This is a genomic window from Dietzia kunjamensis, from assembly GCF_045689975.1.
Taxonomy (GTDB): Bacteria; Actinomycetota; Actinomycetes; order Mycobacteriales; family Mycobacteriaceae; genus Dietzia; species Dietzia kunjamensis.
Genome location: NZ_CP143297.1, coordinates 1,771,821 through 1,787,358 on the forward strand (window position 1 = coordinate 1,771,821; position 15,538 = coordinate 1,787,358).

Consider the following 15,538-nt stretch of genomic DNA (forward strand, 5'->3'; position numbering starts at 1 on the left):
ATCCACGCAGGCCAGGGTACTCAGGGCGATGCGTGGGCCGCCAATTCGGCGTCCACGACTTTCACCGCCAACCCCGTCGGATAACCCCGCCGGGCCAGGAACGCGATGAGCCTGCGCCGCTCGCCCTGCACGTCCGGCCCGGAGAGTGCGGCGCGCGGCCGGCGATCCAGCCGACCGCGTACCAGTTCGGCGGCCTGCCGGCGATCATCCGACTCGTCGATCTCGCCGACCGCCCGGGCGATGTGCGCCTCGGCCACGCCCTTGTCCCGCAGCTCGCGCTCGAGGGCGCCGCGCGAACGGCCACGGCGTCTCCTGCGGCCACGTACCCACTCCTCGGCGAAGTCGGCATCGTCGACCAGGCCCCACGCCCTGACCCTGCCGAGCGCTTCGTCGACGGCCTCCGCGGCGTACTCCTTGTCGAGCAGCCGCTCGCGCAACTCGTGCTCACTGCGCGGCCGGTAGCGCAGTAGTCGGAGCGCGGCGTTCGCGGCCTCGTGCGCTTCGGGGGCCAGGGGCGGAAGGTCCGAGGACCCGGAGGGCCTGGCCTCCACTGCGGCGATCGCCGTACGGAGTTCCTCCGCCCCGGGCGCCCCGGCGCCGCGGGGCCCGCGGGTGTCCCTGCCCGACATCAGAACTCGACGGGCACCACGTCGATCGGCGCGTCCTCGTCGGACTCCGCCTCGATCTCGGCGATCTCCGCCCCCGCGCCGATATTGAGCTTGTCGAGGATCTTCCGCTCGATCTCGTCCCGCACCGACGGGTTCTCCTTGAGATACCGCCGGGCGTTCTCCTTGCCCTGGCCCAACTGGTCCGGTCCGTAGGTGAACCAGGACCCCGACTTCTTGATGAAGCCGTTGTCCACGCCCATGTCGATGAGCGAGCCCTCGCGACTGATCCCCTCGCCGTAGAGGATGTCGAACTCCGCGATCTTGAACGGCGGCGCGACCTTGTTCTTGACGACCTTGCACTTGGTGCGGTTACCGACCGCGTCGGCACCGTCCTTGAGCGTCTCGATACGGCGCACGTCCAACCGCACCGACGCGTAGAACTTCAGCGCCTTACCGCCGGTGGTGGTCTCCGGCGAGCCGAACATGACGCCGATCTTCTCGCGCAGCTGGTTGATGAAAATCGCGGTGGTGCCGGTGTTGTGCAGCGCGCCCGTCATCTTCCGCAGGGCCTGGCTCATGAGTCGCGCCTGCAGGCCGACGTGGCTGTCGCCCATCTCCCCCTCGATCTCGGCACGCGGGACGAGCGCCGCCACGGAGTCGATCACCAGGATGTCGATCGACCCGGAGCGGACCAGCATGTCCGCGATCTCGAGGGCCTGCTCACCCGTGTCCGGCTGGGAGACGATGAGGTTGTCCGTGTCCACGCCGAGCTTGCGGGCGTACTCCGGATCCAGGGCGTGCTCCGCGTCGATGAACGCCGCGATCCCGCCAGCCGCCTGCGCGTTGGCCACGGCGTGCAACGCGACCGTGGTCTTACCCGAGGACTCCGGCCCGTAGATCTCCACGACGCGTCCCCGGGGGAAGCCGCCCACGCCCAGTGCCACGTCGAGGGACAGTGCCCCGGTCGGGATGACCTGGACCGGCGGCCGGTTGTCGTCACCCAACCGCATGACCGAGCCCTTGCCGTAGGCCTTGTCGATCTGCGCGAGGGCCAGTTCCAGCGCCTGTTCGCGATTCTGGGCCACGCCCGTCTTGGTCCCCGACTTCGCGGTGGTCTTGGGTGCCATGGTGCTCTCCGTTCCTGCGCGACCCCCGGCGTCCGGCCGATCGGTCTGGGTGGTGATTCAGTTGCGGACGTTACGGGCCGGGTACGACACGAACGTCTCGCGCGAACCCGGCGACCGCTTTCCTGTGGAGGAAGGGCGCCCTGTGGACGGGGCGAACCGTCATCACGTGGCACCCAGTGTAGGCGAACGGGTGTTCGAGGTCGACCGACACGCCGCGGACGGAGCGCTAGTGCAGCTGTTCGGGTACCTCGAACTCGGCGCACAACGCCAACCACACTCGCTTGACGGGGAGGCCGGCGTCGATCGCCTCGAGGGCGGTCCTCCCGCCACACTCCGCCAGATGGTGCGATCTGGTCAGACTGTCGGCGCGGAGTTCACCGAAGGCCTCCACGGTGCGTGCGCGGAACTCGGTCAGGGTCACGTCTCGCCCTCCCCTACGGACGACGACGGGCCGCCGGCGTGTTCGCCGACGGCCCGTTGCCGCGAGATCACTGCTGTTCGGTCTGCGCCTGCTGCTGCTGCGCCGGCTCGGACTGGCCCTGGCCGAGCTGGCCGGTGGCACCGGTACCGGACCCGAGTTGGCCGCCCTCCGCCATCGACGCGCGGATCTGCTCGAGGCGGCTGTGGCCGGCCATCTGGGTCGAGGCCTGCTCGACCTCGAGCATGCGACCCTGCACCGAGTTCTGTGCGAGTTCCGCCGAGCCCAGGGCGTTGGCGTACCGACGCTCGATCTTGTCGCGGACCTGGTCGAGGTTCGGGGTGTTGCCGCCCGAGGACAGCTCCGACATCGACTGCAGGGAGGCGCTGACCTGCTCCTGCATCTTGGCCTGCTCCAGCTGACTGAGCAGCTTGGTGCGCTCGGCCACGCGCTGCTGGAGGACCATCGCGTTCTGCTCGACGGCCTTCTTGGCCTGGGCCGCGGCCTGGAGTGACTGGTCGTGCAGGCCCTTGAGGTCCTCCACGCTCTGCTCGGCCGTGACCAACTGGGCCGCGAACGCCTCCGCGGCGTTCTCGTACTCCGTGGCCTTGGCCGCGTCGCCCTTCTGGCGCGCCTGCTCCGACATCTGCAACGCCTGCCGGGTGGAGCCCTGGAGCTTCTCGATCTCCGCGAGCTGCCGGTTGAGCTTCATCTCCAACTGGCGCTGGTTGCCGATGACCGCGGCAGCCTGCTGCGAGAGCTGCTGGTGCTGACGCTGCGCATCGGCGATCGCCTGCTGGATCTGGACCTTGGGATCGGCCTTCTCGTCGATCTTCGAATCGAACAACGCCATGAGGTAGCGCCATGCCTTGGTAAACGGATTGGCCATCGCTGCGTAGTGTCCTTCTGCCGATTCGGACGACGGGTCTGTTCAACGGTACCGAACAACGCACGGTTGCGACCACCGGGCGTGACGGGCGTGCGGTCAGGCGGCGAGCACCGGCTCGGTGAACGTGCCCGGAGGGGAGACCTCGAGGGCGGCGCGGATGAGGATCTCACCCAGGGAGACGTCGAGCGCCCCCGAGATGGAGGCGAGCAGTTCGCTCGAGGCCTCCTTGCGGCCGCGCTCGATCTCCGAGAGGTAGCCGGGGCTCACGCGGGCGGCGTCGGCCACGTCCCGCAGGGTCCGACCGGATTCCCCGCGCAGCCCGCGCAGGACCGTCCCGAGCGTCTCGCGTAGCAGAGGGGCACCGCCGGGCTGGTCCGGTCTGGGCAGGGTGGTCATCTGGATGTTCGGCATCATGGGGTACAACGCATCACGACGCGGATTCGTTCCCGTCGTCGTCGTCACCGGTCCCCTCCCCCGTCGCCGCGGCGATGACCAGTTCCAGCGCCGCCGCGCACGCCGCCGTACGGATACGGCTCCGGTCACCGGTCAACGCGAGCGGCACGGACCAGGGCTCCATGCCGGGAACCGTCAGCCCGACGTGGACGGTCCCCACCGGCCTGCCCTCCTGGGGCCCGGGCCCCGCCACCCCCGTCAGGCCCACGCCGACGTCGGCGCGGCAGCGCAACGCCGCACCGCGCGCGAGTGCGCGGGCGGTCTCCGGGGACACGGCCCCGTGCCGCTCCAGGACCTCGGTCGGCACCCCGGCGAGCTCGTGCTTGAGATCCGTGGCGTAGACGATCAACCCGCCGCGGAGCACCGTACTGGCGCCCGGCACCTCGGCCACGGTGGCCGCGAGCAGGCCGGCCGTGAGGGACTCGGCCGTGGCCAGGGTCCATCCGCGGTCCCGCAGTGCGGTGACGGCGGCGGCCGCCGGCGGGGACACGGCGACGGAGGGATCCACGGGGGTCAGTCCGCGGTGCGTGCGGCCCGGCGGGCCTTGACCAGGTAATCGATGCCGGTGAAGACGGTGAGCACCACGGCCGCACCGACGACGATCCACTCCACCGGCCACACCCAGTGCGGCAGCGGCAGGATGAGCATTCCCATGCCGACCGTCTGTGTGACGGTCTTGAGCTTGCCGCCCCTGCTCGCGGCCACGACGTAGTCCACCCCGAACAGGCGCCACAGCGTGATGCCCACCTCGCGGACCAGGATCACCACGGTCACCCACCAGAACAGCTCGTCCACCAGTGAGAGCGAGATGAGCGCGGCGGCGATGAGCGCCTTGTCGGCGATCGGGTCCGCGATCTTGCCGAAGTCGGTGACCAGCCCCAGCTTGCGGGCCAGGTGACCGTCGACGTAGTCGGTGAACATCGCCACGGCGAAGACGACGAACGCCCCCACCCGCCACCAGGGATCCTGGGCGTCGGCGACGAAGAACAGGACCACGAAGACGGGGACCAGGAGGATCCTCACCACCGTGAGCACGTTGGCGATGTTGAGGACGGGGACCTCGTCGGTCCGGCGCCCGTTCTCGCGCGTGGAAGCAGTCACCCCCTCACCTTAGCGAGGACGGCGGGAATACCCTTGGTCGCGACGCACCCCCGACCCCGATCCCAGGAGATCCACGATGCCGCTCTTCGTCGTCACCTACCGCTACTCCGATGCCCAGACCGAGGAGCGGGAGGCCAACAAGCCCGCCCACCGCGAGTGGCTGTCCGCCCGCGTAGACGACGGGTCCGTCCGGTCCGTGGGACCGTTCGTCGACGGATCCGGGGCGTTGCTGGTGGTGGAGGCCGACGACGACGAGGCCGCACGATCGCTCGTGGGAGACGACCCCCACTGCCTGCGCGGAATGGTCTCGGAGATCACGGTCCGGGAGTGGACGCCGGTCTTCGGCGCTCTCGCCTGACGCACACCCTGCCCGGCCGCTACCCCACCGGGGTCTCGGCCGGGTCGCGGAGGTCGGCCGGCTCGTCGTCCGGATCCTCCTCCGGCGGGGCCCCGCCCTTGATCATCCAGAGCACCGAGGCGAGTTCCTCGGGCTTGACCAGCACGTCGCGGGCCTTGGACCCCTCGGAGGGTCCGACGATGTCGCGCGACTCCATCAGGTCCATGAGTCGGCCGGCCTTGGCGAAGCCGACCCGGAGCTTGCGCTGCAGCATCGAGGTGGAGCCGAACTGGCTGGACACCACGAGCTCCACGGCGGCGAGCAGGTCGTCGAGGTCGTCGCCGATGTCGGCGTCGATGTCCTTCTTGCCGTCCTCCTTGGCGGCGGTGATGGACTCGTCGTACTCGGGCTCGGCCTGGTTCTTGGCGTAGTCGACGACCTCGTGGATCTCCTCGTCGGTGATGAACGCACCCTGCATACGGATGGGACGCGAGGCACCCATCGGGATGAAGAGGCCGTCGCCCATACCGATGAGCTTCTCCGCCCCGGCCTGGTCGAGGATGACCCGGGAGTCGGTGAGCGAGGACGTGGCGAACGCCAGACGGGACGGCACGTTGGTCTTGATGAGGCCGGTGACCACGTCGACGGACGGCCGCTGCGTGGCCAGGACGAGGTGGATGCCGGCGGCGCGGGCCTTCTGGGTGATGCGGACGATCGCGTCCTCGATGTCGCGGGGCGCGGTCATCATGAGGTCGGCCAGCTCGTCGACCACCGCCACGATGTACGGGTAGGGCCGGTAGACGCGCTCGCTGCCGGGCGGCGTCGTGATGGCTCCCGACTTCACGCGCTCGTTGAAGTCGGTGATGTGGCGAACGCGGGTGGACTTCATGTCCTGGTAGCGCTGCTCCATCTCCTCGACGAGCCACGCGAGCGCCGCGGCCGCCTTCTTGGGTTGGGTGATGATCGGCGTGATGAGGTGCGGGATGCCCTCGTACGGCGTGAGCTCCACCATCTTGGGGTCGACGAGGATGAGGCGGACCTCGTCCGGGGTGGCCCGCGTGAGCAGGGACACGAGCATCGAGTTGACGAAGCTCGACTTGCCCGAACCGGTGGAGCCGGCCACCAGGAGGTGCGGCATCTTGGCCAGGTCGGCGGTGACGAAGTCGCCCTCGATGTCCTTGCCCAGTCCGATGAGCATCGGATTGTGCTTGCTGGCGGTCTTGGGGTCGGTCAGCACGTCCGCCAGCCGCACCAGTTCGCGGTCGAGGTTGGGCACCTCGATGCCGACCGCGGACTTGCCGGGGATCGGCGCCAGCAGCCGCACGTTGTCCGTGGCGACCGCGTAGGCGATGTTGCGGTGCAGGGCGGTGATCTTCTCGACCTTCACGCCGGGGCCCAGTTCGACCTCATAGCGCGTGACGGTCGGGCCGCGGGTGAATCCGGTGACGGCCGCGTCGATCTTGAACTGCTCCAGGACGCCCTGGATGGCCTCGATCATCTGGTCGTTGGACTCGCTGCGCGCCTTGGGCGGGTCACCGGCCGTGAGCAGGCTGACGGGCGGCAGGGCGTAGTCCACGCCGTTCAGCAGCTGGGTCTGGGAGTCGAGCCGCTCCGCGTCGCTCTCAGAGGCGGTGTGAGTGGACGGGACGTTGGTCTGCGGGACCGCGGAGGTGTCCACCGACGGTGTCGAGGCGGCACGTCCGGGCGCGGTGGCCGGCGAGGACGGGGTGGCCGAGGCCGGCGGGCCGGCGGGGGCCTCGTCGGCGTCGCCGCCCGCGGGCAGGACCTCGGTCCTGCGGGGGGTGCGCTTCGGGCGTGCCGGGGCCCGGGCCGGTTCCTCCGGGGGGAGGTCGGCGACCTCCGGTGCCGCCTCGGGCTCGGCGGATGGCCGCGAGGCGCGGGGCATCTCGACCGTCTCGCCCGCCGTGGGGGTATCGGACCACGCGGCGATCCGGCGGCGGGAGCTGCGCCGCGTCGCCGAGCGCTCGGTCTCGGACGCCCGCGTCGTCTCCGCGATCGGGTACGCCGTGGTCATCTCGTCGTCCCAGTCCTCGTCGGAATCGACGTAGTCGTGGTCGACGATGTCGCCGCTGCCGTCCCAGCCGAAGAACCCGCGGACGATCCCGGGGATCTCGCGCGCGGGCCGCCCCACCATCACCAGGATCCCGAACGCGACGAGCAGCACGAGGAGCGGTACCGCGACGAAGACGGACAGGCCGGCTTCGAGCGTTCCACCGACGATCCGGCCGAGCACCCCGGCGCCGGACCGCACCCCGTCGGGATCGGTCGGCGAGCCGGACCCCAGGTGCCACAGTCCGAGCACACCGAGAGCGGCGACGGTCGTTCCGACCAGCCAGCGCGAGTGCACGTCGGGACGGGGTTCGCGGGCCATGACGAGCACGCCCCATCCGCCCAGCAGGAGCGGCAGGAGGGCACCGGGGGTGCCGACCACCGTCCGGATCCCGGTGTCGATCCAGTGGCCGATCGGACCGGCCGCGCCGAACCACACGGCGCCGACGAACACGATCGCCACGCCGATGAGGATCAGGCCGAGACCGTCACGGCGGTGCGGCGGGACCACCTTGTCGTCGTCGTCCCCACCCCCGAGGCCACGGACCCCGTGGCCGACACCCTTCGCCAACGCGGACCACCCTCCCCGCATCCCACGCCCCACGGCACCGAACGCACCCGAGGTGCGTTCCGGCGCCGGTGCAGCGGTACGAGGACCGCTGCGGGTCCCCTTCTTGGGGGTCGAGACGACCGCACCGCGACGGGAACCGCCACCCCGCGACGACGACGGGGTGGACTTGGTCGATCGCTGTGCTCCCGAGGTCGAAGCCGGACGTCGGCCGCCGGGGGCACGGGTGGAGCGCGTGCTCGAGCTGGATGCCATGGCCGTCACTCTATCGTCTGGAGCACCACTGGTAACAGCAGCCACACGGGGGTGGGGTGGTTCAGATGCCGCGTGGGACGGCTTCGAGCGCGTCGATCCCCCGCTGGGCACCGGAGATGTCGATCACGACCTCGTCGCGACCGAACGTCCACAGGAGGAACTCGACGGGATCCGCCGTGATGCTCACCAGCGGGGCGAGCGCCGCGCCCGTCGAGACCGACGCGATCGTGGCCGATCCCACGTGGGCCGGGGTGCGCAGGTCGACGCGGGCACCGACCTTGCGCAGGAAAGTCTTCGCCACGGTCGTGGCGAGGGACCAGACCCGTTCGAGGTCGTCCACCTCGAACTCGCGGGGTGCCCACCCGGGGCGCCCCCTGCGCACGTCCTCGTGGTGGACGAGGTACTCGGCCAGGTTCGCGACCCGGTCCGCGTAGCGCAGCGGTGAGTACCAGGGAGCTCCCCCGGCGATCGTGTCGAGCAGGTCTTCCCACGGGCGCTCGGCCTCCCGCAGGCGCAGGTGCTCCATCCGGTCCGCGAGGGCGGGGACGACTATCCCCGCCGCCGCGTCGGGTCGGTACTCCCGCACGACGAGGTGTGCGGCCAGGTCCCTGGTCGTCCAGCCCTCGCACAGCGTCGGGGCGTCGGGCCCGGTGGCACGCATGCTCTCCACGAGAGCGCTGCGCTCCCGCTGCGCGAGGGTCTGACGGCCGGGACTCACCGGACTCAGCCCTGCGCGACGGCGGAGGTGATGACCGTGGGCACGATCATGGGCTTGCGGCGCCACTTGTCCGACACCCACCGACCGACCACGCGTCGCACGGCCTGGGCGAGGCGGTACGGATCGGTCTCGCCCTCGCCGGCCAGGTCCCACAGGGCGTTCTCCACGAGTTCGACGACCGGGTCGAGTGCGCCGGGCTCGTCGGTGAAGCCCTTGCCGATGATCTGGGGCTTGCTCACCGGCCGGCCGGTACGCGGGTCCACCACGACGGTCGCGACGATGAAGCCGTCCTCGCCGAGCGCGGTGCGGTCCGCGAGGACCGTGTCGCCGACGTCGCCGGTGGACAGGCCGTCGACGTACAGGTTGCCGACCGGGATCTGGCCGACCACGGACGCCTTGCCGTCCACGAGGTCGACCACGACGCCGTTCTGCGCCAGGACGACGTTCTCCTCCGGCACCCCGGTGGCGATCGCCAGGGCCTTGTTGGCGCGCAGGTGCCGCCATTCACCGTGCACCGGCATGGCGTTCTTCGGTCGTACGGCGTTGTAGACGAAGAGCAGCTCGCCCGCGTCCCCGTGGCCGGAGACGTGGATGTTGGCCTCGCGGCTGGTCACCACGTTCACACCCATCTGGGACAGACTGTTCTGCACGCTGAAGACGGGCTCCTCGTTGCCCGGGACGATCGAGGAGGAGAACAGCACGGTGTCGCCCTCGGAGAGGTTGATCTGCCGGTGCTCGCGGCGGGCCATCCGGCTGAGCCCCGCCATGGACTCCCCCTGGGTCCCGGTCGTCATGACGACGACCTTCTCCGACGGGAGCTTGGCGGCCGTGTCCATGTCCACGATCACCTTGTTCGGATCGGTGAGCAGGCCCATCTCGAGGGCGATCTCCATGTTCCGGATCATCGACCGACCGGTGAGCGCGACCTTGCGACCGCTCGCGGCGGCGGCCGCGATGACGGACTGGACGCGGTAGACGTTGGAGGCGAAGCAGGCCACCACGACGAGCTGACGCGCGTCGGAGATGAGCCGCTGGAGCGCGGGACCGATCTCCGACTCCGAGCGACTGACCCCCGGAGTGGTGGCGTTGGTCGAATCCATCAGCAGCAGGTCGACGCCCTCGTCGCCGAATCGACCCATCTTGGGCAGGTCGGTGGGGCGCTTGTCCGTGGGCAGCTGGTCGAGCTTGATGTCACCCGTCATCATCACCGACTGGCCACCGGCGCGGATGACCAGGCCGAGGCACTCGGGGATCGAGTGGTTGACGTCGAAGTAGCGCACCTCGAACTTGCCCAGGGTGCTCACGCTGGACTCGTCGACCTCGCGGAAGACCGGCTTGATGCGATGCTCGCGGCACTTCGCGGCCACCAGCGCGAGCGTGAACCGCGATCCGATGACCGGGATGTCCGGGCGCAGCTTGAGCAGGAACGGGATCGCCCCGATGTGGTCCTCGTGGGCGTGGGTCAGCACGAGCGCCTCGACCTGGTCCAGGCGGTCCTCGATGTGGCCGAAGTCCGGGAGGATGAGGTCGACACCGGGCTCGGTCGAGCTCGGGAAGAGGACGCCGCAGTCGACGATGAGCAGCTTCGAGTCGTACTCGAAGGTCATCATGTTGCGGCCGATCTCCGTGACGCCGCCGAGCGCCACCATGCGCAGCGCACCCTTGCGGGGCTTGGGCGGGCTGGGCAGGCGGACGGTCATGTCGCCGCCCTGCATGGTCTTCACGCCACCGAACTCGGCGGTGGAGGTGTCGCCGCGACCCCGGCCGCGTCCGCTGCGACCACGGCCGCCCTTCTGGCCGCCCGAGTTCTGGCCGCCGTTCTGGTCGCCGCCCGACGATCCGCCCTTGGCACCCGAGGACGACCCCCTGCCCCGGCCACGCGATCCGCCCTTGGGCGAGTCCTTCTGGCCGCTGTCCTTCGGGCCGTCGCCCTGCTGGTTCCTACCCTGCTGGGGCTGGTCCTGCCTACCCTTGGTCCGATCGGAGCGTCCCTGCCCCGCGTCTGCGGCGGGGGCGTCGGCTACCGGGGTGGGCTCGGTGAACTGCACGGCGGCCGTGGCCGCCGGCTCTCCCGAGGGCCGTCCTGCGGCACGTCGGGTGCGGCCGCGTCCGCGGCCGGTGGAGGTACTTTCCGTCATCTGGTGACTCCTGCTCTGTGCAGCAGCGCCGCGAGGGCGTCTCGCTGCTCGTCGGTTGGTGGTAACTGCGGGAGTCGCGGCACACCGGCCGGGACCCCGAGAAGTTCTAGTGCTGCTTTGGACATCGACACACCTCCGAGCGCCCGCTGGGCGTCGAAGAGAGGGAGGAGTCCGAGGTTGATACGTCGTGCCGTCTCGATGTCGCCACTCAGGTACGCACGGCGCAGGTCGACCAGCAGTGACGCGGCCACATGGCCGATCACGCTGACGAACCCGGTCGCTCCGACGGCCAGCCACGGGAGGTTGAGTTGGTCGTCCCCCGAGTAGTAGACGAGGTCGCAGTGGGACATGACGGTGACGGCGTCGTGGAAGTCGCCCTTCGCGTCCTTGACCGCCACGATGTTCGGGTGGTCGGACAGACCGATCAGGGTGTCCGCCTGGATGGGGACCACCGATCTCGGCGGGATGTCGTAGAGCATCACGGGCCGGTCGGTCGCGTCGGCGATCGTCCGGAAGTGGACGTCCAGACCTGCCTGGGTGGGCTTCGAGTAGTACGGCGTCACCACGAGCAGTCCGTGCGCCCCGGAGGCAGCGGCCTGCTTGGCCGCGTGCACCGAGTGCGCGGTGTCGTACGTACCGACACCCGCGACGATCGTCGCCCGGTCCCCCACTTCGGCGAGGACGGTCTCGAGGACCGCGATCTTCTCCGCGTCGGTGGTGGTGGGCGATTCCCCCGTGGTGCCGGAGACGACGAGACCGTCGCACCCCGAGTCCACGAGATGCCGCGCGACACGTGCGACGGCCTTCAGATCGACGTAACCGTCGGACCCGAACGGGGTCACCATCGCCGTGACGACCGTGCCGAACGGCGCTGGGCGCCCTGTATCGGCGGGGGCCCGGCCACGGTCGGTCGGCGCTTGCCGGCCGACATGGCCCCCGGTGGTCACGTGTGTCATGGTCTCCCAGACTACCCGCAGTACCCGGCAGACCCCGATTCCCACCCTGGGGGCGTCGTCATCCCTCGAGAACGTAGGGGCTGACCGCGATCTCCGAGCCGTCCTCCAGCGTGGCGATCTCGAAGTCCGAGAACACCGCCGGCGCCGCCTCGCGGAGACGACGGAGTACGTCGATCGCCAGGCCCCGGATCTCGGTGTCGGCGTGCTCGGTTGCGCGCATCCCGATGAAGTGGCGCCACGAGCGGTAGTTCCCCGTCACGACGATCCGGGTCTCGGTGGCGTTCGGTAGCACGGAGCGGGCGGCCTGCCGGGCCTGCTTGTGCCGCAGCATGGGGTTGGGCACGTCCGCGAACCTGTCCTCGAGCTTCGCCAGCATCTCCGCGTAGGCGTCACGGGAGGCGTCGGTCGCGCGCCGGAAGATCTCGACGAGCTCGGGATCGTCCGCTATCGCCGGTGGGGGCACCACCTTCGAGTCGTGCTCGGGGACGAAGCGCTGGGACAACTGGCTGTAGGAGAAGTGGCGGTGCCGGATCAGTTCGTGGGTGCACGAGCGGGAGATCCCGGTGATGTAGAACGACACACTTGCGTGCTCGAACACCGACAGGTGCCCGACCTCGAGGATGTGCCGCAGATACCCGGCGTTGGTCGCGGTGCGCGGATTCGGCTTCTCCCAGCTCTGGTAGCAGGCCCGCCCCGCGAACTCGGCCAGCGCGGATCCGCCCTCGGCATCCGTCTCCCACTCGACCTCGTCGGGCGGGATGAACTCGGTGTGCGCGACCAGGCGGACCTGCCGGCGGACGAGCTCGGACATCGCTTGACTCCTTCGATGATGTGCCCGGCGGTTCAGCCGAGCAGATGTGCGGCGACGGTGGCCGCGACCTCGGCGGCGGTGTCGAGATCCTGGCGTCCGGGTTCGCCGGTCAACTGGACTGCGGGGGCGACGGCCTGCAGTCCCCAGCCGGTGGCGATCCGTTCGACCGAGGTGACCGCTCCCGCGGTGTCGTTGTCCCCGTGCACGCACAGGGCGTACGGCCGGCCTGGCACCGCTCCTTCGCAGGTGTAGTAGGTGCGGTCGAAGAAATGCTTGAGCGCGCCGGACATATACCCGAAATTGGCCGGGGTGAGCAGGACATAGCCGTCGGCACGCAGGACGTGGTCGTCGGTGGTGGCCAACGCGGGGACGGACTCGACCGCGATCCCTTCGAGTTCGGGATGGTCGAGACCGGTGACGAGTGCTTCGAGAATACGTCGCAGGCGTGGTGACGGGGCGTGGTGCACGACCAGTACCGTGCTCATCCCAGCCCCTTCCCCGAGGTGAGTTCCGTCTCGCGCAGCCCGATGGCGGCCTTCATGACCTCCCGGGCGCGGACGCGGTCGCCGGCGTGGTCGTAGGCCCGCGCCAGCCGGTAGGTCGTCCGCCAGTCATCGGGGGCGGCCTGGTACTCGGCGCTGACCCGGTCGAACAGCGCGTCCGCCGCGTCATGCTGGAGCCGACCGGAGGGGCGTCGCTCCATGTCCGTGACATCGAGCTCGATCCCTTCCGCCGCGGCGGCGGCCGAGATCCTCTGGAGTTCGAGACCGTTGCGGACGATGGCCCAGGTCGCCCAGGCGCCGACGCCGGTGAGCAGGATGATCCCCGCCCCGAGCCCGCGCACGGCCAGATAGTCGGAGGCGCTGACCATCGACCAGCCGAGGTACAGCAGGTACCCGAAGGCCACGACCAGGCCCAGCGCCGTGAGGGCCATGACCAGGGGCTTGACGATGCGCTCCACGGCGGTGGTCCTAGAGGTCCATGAAGGAGTCGAGCCCGACGGTCAGGCCCGGGGCCCCGGCGATCGAGCGGACCCCCAGAAGCACCCCGGGCGCGAACGAGGTGCGGTCCAGCGAGTCGTGCCGGAGGGTGAGGGTCTCCCCCTGCGTCCCGAGCAGCACCTCCTGGTGGGCGACGAGGCCCGACAGTCGCACCGAGTGCACGCGGATCCCGTCGACGTCGGCGCCGCGGGCCCCGTCGAGTTCCGTGCACGTGGCATCGGGCGACGGCCCGAGCCCCGCCTCCCGGCGAGCCGCCGCCATCATGGCGGCGGTGCGGTGGGCCGTCCCCGACGGCGCGTCGGCCTTGTTGGGATGATGCAGCTCGACGATCTCGGCGGACGGGAAGTACTTCGCGGCCTGGACCGCGAACCGCATCATCAGAATGGCGCCGATGGCGAAGTTCGGCGCGACCAGTACACCGGTCCCGGGACTGTCCTCCAGCCACCCCCTGAGGGTGGTGAGACGGTCCTCGGTGAACCCGGTGGTGCCGACCACCGCGTGGATGCCGTTGGCCACGCAGTACTCGAGGTTGTCCATCACCACGTCCGGGTGGGTGAAGTCCACCACGACCTCGGCACCGGAGTCGACGAGCGCGTCCAGCGGATCGCCGTGGTCGACCTCCGCGACGAGTTCGAGGTCCTCCGCGTCACGGACGGCCTCACAGATCGCCGTCCCCACCTTGCCGCGTGCGCCGAGCACTCCGACCTTCGTCACCGTCATCGTCTCCTCACGTGGTCCTCGTCGAGCCCGTCCAGCCTATCCGCCGACGCGCCCGAGCAGTCCAGCCGCGCCGTCGCCGGGCATCCCGGGGCCGACCGCCGCCAGACACCACGGGGCGGACTCGTCGGTCCAGTAGGCGGCGACCTCGTCGCGGGTGACCCGACGGAGCCTGGCCACCGATTCCTCGACGGGGACCACCGTGTCGCGGTCCAAGAGGTGTCGACCGATCCGCGTCATGCGGGAGAGTGGATCGTCCAACCCGAGCCTGATCGACCCCGTGAGGTGGCCGATCGCCCGACCCACCTCGTCGGCGGCGGGCGGCGCGGCCAGCATCCCGGACACGACCTCGCCCACCTCGTCGCACAGTGCGTCCACCCGGTCGACCGGGGCGCCGGCCACCACCGTGAGCAGACCGGTCGGCCGGAACTGGTCCATCCCCGCGTAGACCGTGTACGCCAGACCGAGCTCCTCGCGGATGCGTTGGAACAACCGGGAGCTCAGTCCCCCGCCGAGAACCGCGGTGCCGACCTGCGCCGCGGCCCGGTCCCGGTGATCACGGGCCGGGGTTCTGCGGGCGAGGGCGATCAACGCCTGTTCGGAGTCGTCGTCCTCACCGGTGAGCACGGACGTCGCCGCCCACCCGGGGACCCCCGCGCCCGGTCCGGTGTCGCCACCGCCGGTCGCGGTCCCGAGATCGGCGCCGTCCCGCGACGTTCCGTGGCGGGAGACCGCCGCCGCCAGTGGCCCGGCGGCGATCCGGCGCACGAGGGCGTCGTGGTCGAGACGCCCGGCCGCCGCGACAACGACGTCGCCGACACCGAGCATGCGTCGGTGGAATGCCCGTAGGGTCTCGGCGTCCAGTGCTTCCACCGACTCCTCGGTCCCGATGATCGGGCGGGCGAGCGGGTCGCTACCGAGGGCCGCGGTGGCGACCAGTTCGCAGGCGAGGTCCTCCGGGTCGTCCGCACGGCCGGCGAGCTCGTCGAGCACGACATCACGCTCGATCTCGACGTCGGCGGGGTCACAGGACCCGTTGGCGACGACGTCCACCAGGACGTCCACCGCGGTGTCCAGCCCCTCGGCGGGGACGTGGACGTGATAGCAGGTGTGCTCGCGTCCCGTGAAGGCGTTGAGGTCACCACCCAGCAGGTCGATACGCTGGGACAACTCCAGACCGGACGCCGAGCTGGTTCGCTTGAACAGGACGTGCTCGAGGAAGTGCGCGGCGCCGTGTTCCCCGGGGCCCTCGTTCGCGGAGCCGGACCCTATCCAGACACCGACCGCCGCGGTGTGACACCACGGTAGGTCCTCGGTCACCACACGAACGCCCGGGATCGACCGGTCCACGCGGATCGTCGGGTTCACGGC

General features: G+C 70.4%; 17 protein-coding genes. 1 reads left to right on the forward strand and 16 read right to left on the reverse strand.

The annotated features are described in order from the left end of the window. Positions 1-20 precede the first annotated feature (20 nt). The 7 genes from VZF99_RS08205 to pgsA form a co-directional block, all read right to left on the reverse strand. A complete protein-coding gene (locus VZF99_RS08205) occupies positions 21-629 on the reverse strand; it encodes a regulatory protein RecX (RefSeq protein ID WP_067717753.1) in 609 nt (202 codons plus the stop codon). Further along, positions 629-1,735: a recombinase RecA gene (gene recA / locus VZF99_RS08210; protein ID WP_067717750.1), complete on the reverse strand. Its 1,107-nt coding sequence runs from the start codon at positions 1,733-1,735 to the stop codon at positions 629-631. The genes VZF99_RS08205 and recA overlap by 1 nt, the downstream gene beginning before the upstream one ends. 226 nt (positions 1,736-1,961) lie before the next feature. After that, entirely contained in the window at positions 1,962-2,156 is a 195-nt protein-coding gene (locus tag VZF99_RS08215; RefSeq protein ID WP_067717747.1) for a DUF3046 domain-containing protein, read from the reverse strand. Positions 2,157-2,223: 67 nt separating this feature from the next. Continuing rightward, complete coding sequence (gene pspA / locus VZF99_RS08220) at positions 2,224-3,042, reverse strand: phage shock protein PspA (protein WP_407334495.1); 819 nt, start codon at positions 3,040-3,042, stop codon at positions 2,224-2,226. Between the two features lie 96 nt (positions 3,043-3,138). Continuing rightward, on the reverse strand, positions 3,139-3,453 hold the full coding sequence (locus VZF99_RS08225) for a helix-turn-helix domain-containing protein (RefSeq protein ID WP_067717740.1): 315 nt from the start codon (positions 3,451-3,453) through the stop codon (positions 3,139-3,141). 16 nt (positions 3,454-3,469) lie between these two features. Continuing rightward, positions 3,470-4,003, reverse strand: coding sequence for a CinA family protein (locus tag VZF99_RS08230; RefSeq protein ID WP_407334496.1), 534 nt, complete (start codon positions 4,001-4,003; stop codon positions 3,470-3,472). A 5-nt stretch (positions 4,004-4,008) separates the two neighbouring features. Beyond that, positions 4,009-4,596 (reverse strand): CDP-diacylglycerol--glycerol-3-phosphate 3-phosphatidyltransferase, encoded by a 588-nt coding sequence (gene pgsA, locus VZF99_RS08235; RefSeq protein ID WP_069389095.1) that lies wholly within the window; start codon positions 4,594-4,596, stop codon positions 4,009-4,011. A 76-nt stretch (positions 4,597-4,672) separates the two neighbouring features. On the opposite strand from pgsA, the gene VZF99_RS08240 reads away from it, so the two are divergent. Continuing rightward, positions 4,673-4,954 (forward strand): YciI family protein, encoded by a 282-nt coding sequence (locus VZF99_RS08240; protein ID WP_069389096.1) that lies wholly within the window; start codon positions 4,673-4,675, stop codon positions 4,952-4,954. 19 nt (positions 4,955-4,973) lie between these two features. On the opposite strand, the gene VZF99_RS08245 is transcribed toward VZF99_RS08240, so the two are convergent. Genes VZF99_RS08245 through VZF99_RS08285 form a run of 9 tightly spaced genes read right to left on the reverse strand, consistent with a single transcriptional unit; the run spans position 4,974 to position 15,535 of the window. Beyond that, a complete protein-coding gene (locus VZF99_RS08245) occupies positions 4,974-7,835 on the reverse strand; it encodes a DNA translocase FtsK (RefSeq protein WP_407334497.1) in 2,862 nt (953 codons plus the stop codon). A 52-nt stretch (positions 7,836-7,887) separates the two neighbouring features. After that, positions 7,888-8,544, reverse strand: a complete 657-nt coding sequence (locus tag VZF99_RS08250) for a TIGR03085 family metal-binding protein (RefSeq protein WP_407334498.1) — start codon at positions 8,542-8,544, stop codon at positions 7,888-7,890. A 5-nt stretch (positions 8,545-8,549) separates the two neighbouring features. Next, positions 8,550-10,682, reverse strand: a complete 2,133-nt coding sequence (locus VZF99_RS08255; protein WP_407334499.1) for a ribonuclease J — start codon at positions 10,680-10,682, stop codon at positions 8,550-8,552. Continuing rightward, the gene (gene dapA, locus VZF99_RS08260; protein ID WP_407334500.1) at positions 10,679-11,638 is read right to left on the reverse strand and encodes a 4-hydroxy-tetrahydrodipicolinate synthase; all 960 of its coding nucleotides are present in this window, start codon (positions 11,636-11,638) and stop codon (positions 10,679-10,681) included. Before dapA ends, VZF99_RS08255 begins: the two co-directional genes overlap by 4 nt. A 58-nt stretch (positions 11,639-11,696) precedes the next feature. Next, positions 11,697-12,449: an FAD-dependent thymidylate synthase gene (thyX, locus tag VZF99_RS08265; RefSeq protein WP_067717719.1), complete on the reverse strand. Its 753-nt coding sequence runs from the start codon at positions 12,447-12,449 to the stop codon at positions 11,697-11,699. Between the two features lie 32 nt (positions 12,450-12,481). Further along, on the reverse strand, positions 12,482-12,934 hold the full coding sequence (locus VZF99_RS08270) for a flavodoxin family protein (RefSeq protein ID WP_407334501.1): 453 nt from the start codon (positions 12,932-12,934) through the stop codon (positions 12,482-12,484). Continuing rightward, positions 12,931-13,410: a hypothetical protein gene (locus tag VZF99_RS08275; RefSeq protein WP_407334502.1), complete on the reverse strand. Its 480-nt coding sequence runs from the start codon at positions 13,408-13,410 to the stop codon at positions 12,931-12,933. The genes VZF99_RS08270 and VZF99_RS08275 overlap by 4 nt, the downstream gene beginning before the upstream one ends. Positions 13,411-13,420: 10 nt before the next feature. Then, positions 13,421-14,170, reverse strand: coding sequence for a 4-hydroxy-tetrahydrodipicolinate reductase (gene dapB / locus VZF99_RS08280; RefSeq protein WP_407334503.1), 750 nt, complete (start codon positions 14,168-14,170; stop codon positions 13,421-13,423). 36 nt (positions 14,171-14,206) lie between these two features. Continuing rightward, positions 14,207-15,535 (reverse strand): M16 family metallopeptidase, encoded by a 1,329-nt coding sequence (locus tag VZF99_RS08285; protein ID WP_407334504.1) that lies wholly within the window; start codon positions 15,533-15,535, stop codon positions 14,207-14,209. Positions 15,536-15,538: the final 3 nt, after the last annotated feature.

Coding starts and splice junctions, on each gene's coding strand:
- VZF99_RS08205 (WP_067717753.1), bottom strand. CDS start 629: ATGTCGGGCAGGGACACCCGCGGGCCCCGCGGCGCCGGGGCGCCCGGG.
- recA (WP_067717750.1), bottom strand. CDS start 1,735: ATGGCACCCAAGACCACCGCGAAGTCGGGGACCAAGACGGGCGTGGCC.
- pspA (WP_407334495.1), bottom strand. CDS start 3,042: ATGGCCAATCCGTTTACCAAGGCATGGCGCTACCTCATGGCGTTGTTC.
- VZF99_RS08225 (WP_067717740.1), bottom strand. CDS start 3,453: ATGCCGAACATCCAGATGACCACCCTGCCCAGACCGGACCAGCCCGGC.
- VZF99_RS08240 (WP_069389096.1), top strand. CDS start 4,673: ATGCCGCTCTTCGTCGTCACCTACCGCTACTCCGATGCCCAGACCGAG.
- VZF99_RS08255 (WP_407334499.1), bottom strand. CDS start 10,682: ATGACGGAAAGTACCTCCACCGGCCGCGGACGCGGCCGCACCCGACGT.
- dapA (WP_407334500.1), bottom strand. CDS start 11,638: ATGACACACGTGACCACCGGGGGCCATGTCGGCCGGCAAGCGCCGACC.
- thyX (WP_067717719.1), bottom strand. CDS start 12,449: ATGTCCGAGCTCGTCCGCCGGCAGGTCCGCCTGGTCGCGCACACCGAG.
- VZF99_RS08270 (WP_407334501.1), bottom strand. CDS start 12,934: ATGAGCACGGTACTGGTCGTGCACCACGCCCCGTCACCACGCCTGCGA.
- dapB (WP_407334503.1), bottom strand. CDS start 14,170: ATGACGGTGACGAAGGTCGGAGTGCTCGGCGCACGCGGCAAGGTGGGG.